Here is a 2,626-nt window from a genome sequence, read left to right as displayed (position 1 = left end):
GACTAGAATGGCGCCGCGCGACCCGTCCCCCTGTAGCGACGACGTCGCTTTTTTTGTTTTCGGACCCTACCGTTCATTGGCAGTTCGCCGCAGTTCACCGCAGATCGCGCCATCGGAGACCCCATGCTATTCGAAACCCTCGCAACCACCGGCCACGAACAGGTGGTGTTCTGCCACAACCAGGATGCCGGCCTGCGGGCAATCATCGCCATCCACAACACCACCCTGGGCCCTGCCCTGGGCGGGGTGCGCATGCGCCCTTACGCCAGCACCGACGATGCGCTGGCCGATGTGCTGCGGYTGAGCCGCACGATGACCTACAAGAATGCRCTGGCCGGTCTCAATGTCGGTGGCGGCAAGGCGGTGATCATCGGCGACCCCAAGGTCGACAAGACCGAAGTGCTGTTCCGCGCGTTCGGCCGCTATGTCGATTCGCTGGGTGGTCGCTACATCACGGCCGAGGACGTCGGCACCGACGTCAACGACATGGAGAACATCTACCTGGAGAGCCAGTTCGTCACCGGCGTGCACCAGGTCCATGGCGGCTCGGGAGATCCGGCGCCGTTCACCGCCTATGGCGCGCTGCAGGCGTTGATGGCCTCGATGCGCTTCAAGTTCGGCCATGAGGAAGTGGGCAAGACCAGCATCGCGGTGCAGGGCCTGGGCCATATCGGCATGGAACTGGTGAAGCTGCTGCGCGACCGTGGCGCCAAGCTGTACGTGACCGATCTGGACAGCGCGCTGGTGGATCGTGCAGTCAACGATTTCGGCGCCGAGGCAGTCAAGCCGGACGAGATCCACGAAGTGAACGCCGATGTGTTCGCGCCGTGCGCGCTGGAAGGCGCGATCAACGCCGACACGCTGCCGCGGATCAAGGCGAAGATCATCTGTGGCACCGCCAACAACCAGCTGTCCAGCCTGGAGATCGGCGACGAGCTGCATGCGCGCGGCATCCTGTATGCGCCTGACTACGCGGTCAACGCTGGTGGCGTGATGAACGTGTCGCTGGAAATCGACGGTTACAACCGCGAGCGCGCGATGCGGCTGATCCGCAGCATCTACCACAACCTGACGCGCATCTTCGAACTGTCGCAGCGCGAGAACATTGCCCCGCAGCGCGCGGCTGACCGGATCGCAGAAGCGCGCATCCTGTCGATCGGCAAGCTGAAGATGCCGCTGGGCCGCAGCACACCGCGCCTGGGCGACCTGCGCGGCGGCTGAGCGCCGCCCCCGGCAACCGGACGCGTGCCGACSGTGGGTCGGCACCGCCGGATGAACGCGCCGGGCAGCACGCCCGGCGCCATGATCAGAAACCAGTGCTGTAGCGCAGCGCCGCCTGACGTGCATCATCGCCACCCACGCGCTGGTCGATACCCAGGCTCAGGCGGCCATTGCGGCCCCACCACGATTCCAGCGCCAGGCCGAACAAGGCACTGCCACGCGGTGCGTCAACACCGGCCAACGGCGCCCAGGCGTCAATGCCAACGAAACTTGCCTGCCAGTCCTGCTCACCGCCATCCAGCCGTTGCTGCCATTCGGCATGGCCGCGCAGGGTCCAACGACCCCACTGCCGCTCACCCCGCAGGCCCGCCAGCATCTGGCTGCGCTGTGCACGCGACGCCTCACCGCGCAGGCCGAAGCCGAAGCCGCCCTGCTCGCTGAAGCCATCGGTGTCCAGGCGGGTGCTGCTTGCCCCCAGGTACGGTGTCAACGATGCACCGATGCGCCCGAAACGATAGCCGCCTTCAACGCTGGCACTGCTGAAACGTCCGCCGTAGCGCGCGGACACACCGTAGGCACCGGCACCCAGCAGCAACTGGCGATCCAGTTCCCGGGTGAACTGGCCGGTGCCGAACTGGGCCAGCGCATAGCCACGCCCCAGGTTCCAGCCGGCATACAACTGCGCCTGCGCCTGGCGGTCACGCCCACGATCACCACTGAAGTTGCTGCCGCCGTTGCTGCGGGTTTCGCCAAAGGCCATGCCCAGCAGGCCGTTGCTGCCCAGTGCCACGTCCTGGCCGGCCATCCAGCCCTGGCTGTCGGCGGCGTTGCCGGCAAAGCTGCCCTGCCCGGCTTCACCCAGCGCGCTCTGCCAGGCGCCACGCAGTTTCGGCGCAGCCTGCACGCGGTCGAAGCGCTCGGCAACCGCGCGGCGCGACATGTCCACGCTGTCGAAGGTCGACGCTTCAGCGCGCGCATGTGCTTGTCCGGACAGGCTCTCCAGGCTCGCCGACAGGCCATCGGTTCCGCCAGACGTACGCTGCAGCGCGCCTGCGGCCACGCCGAACGCCGAGCCCTGCAGATCCGCATTGCGGTCCAGCGCGGTGAATGCCGACTGCACCCGCAGTGCCGATGCCTGTGCATTGGCGCCCAGGCCCGATGCGGCTGCCGAAACGTTGACCTGGGTCAGGTCCATCCACGCGTCGTTGCTGCCATAGCCGTACTGCGCCTGCAGCAGGGTCAGGCCGTTGGCGCCGGTGTTGGCCACCGGCGTGGTGAACGTGCCGTTGATACCGCCGTTGGCATGGACCAGATCCTGGCGGCTGCCGACCTGCGGCACGTAACCGGACACGATGCCATCGACCACCACGCCGCCGGCCAGGCGTGCGGTGCCGGTCACCTGCAG

General features: G+C 67.1%; 2 protein-coding genes. One reads left to right on the top strand and one right to left on the bottom strand.

Annotated features, from left to right (window positions below; genetic code table 11):
* Nucleotides 1-123: 123 nt before the first annotated feature.
* Nucleotides 124-1,221: a Glu/Leu/Phe/Val dehydrogenase dimerization domain-containing protein gene (locus AC1VAN_RS17975; RefSeq protein ID WP_025879167.1), complete on the top strand. Its 1,098-nt coding sequence runs from the start codon at nucleotides 124-126 to the stop codon at nucleotides 1,219-1,221.
* A gap of 85 nt (nucleotides 1,222-1,306) precedes the next feature.
* Here the strand turns inward: AC1VAN_RS17975 and AC1VAN_RS17970 are convergent.
* On the bottom strand, nucleotides 1,307-2,626 hold a 1,320-nt coding region (locus tag AC1VAN_RS17970), incomplete at its 5' end, for an autotransporter outer membrane beta-barrel domain-containing protein (protein ID WP_480986354.1).

The organism is Stenotrophomonas sp. 05L44_2, assembly GCF_056665995.1.
The sequence above is the reverse complement of the archived record's forward strand: the minus strand, read 5'-3'. Positions and strand labels throughout refer to the sequence as shown.